The sequence below is a fragment of the Corallococcus interemptor genome (assembly GCF_003668875.1).
GTDB classification, from domain to species: domain Bacteria; phylum Myxococcota; class Myxococcia; order Myxococcales; family Myxococcaceae; genus Corallococcus; species Corallococcus interemptor.
On the sequence record NZ_RAWM01000391.1, the window covers coordinates 1 to 419 of the forward strand.

Sequence of the window (419 nt, forward strand, 5' to 3'; positions counted from 1 at the left end):
GTAGATGAGTTTTAAAATGAAAGAAATGGCAAACGTAAACATTGAATATCTAATCAATACACTGGAACAAAAAAAAGTGAGTGTTGTAACACGCAAAAAACATAGTTATATCATGTATCAAGGGATTGAATCAGAATATATCTATGTACTCAAAGATGGTGTAGCGAAGATTAGCAATATTTTAAGAGATGGTCGTGAATTTAATATTGCCTATGTTGCGGAGCCAGACTTTGTTTCTTTATTGTAAGAGAAACAAAACGATGGAATTTAAGCATTATTTAATGTACGAATTGAGTCTCCAACAGCCAGTTTTTACAAAATTTCACGCAGTGATTTTTGGAATTGGGTTCGTGAGGATTTGAATTTATTCAGAGTTGTTGATGACTTTTATAAACGAAGACTAGCACTTAATTTAGAAA

1 protein-coding gene is annotated in these 419 nt (G+C 31.5%); it reads left to right on the forward strand.

Annotation, left to right across the window (positions count from 1 at the left end; genetic code table 11):
- The first annotated feature begins 16 nt into the window (after positions 1-16).
- The gene (locus D7X96_RS41875; RefSeq protein ID WP_208647466.1) at positions 17-247 is read left to right on the forward strand and encodes a cyclic nucleotide-binding domain-containing protein; all 231 of its coding nucleotides are present in this window, start codon (positions 17-19) and stop codon (positions 245-247) included.
- The last annotated feature ends 172 nt before the right edge of the window (positions 248-419 follow it).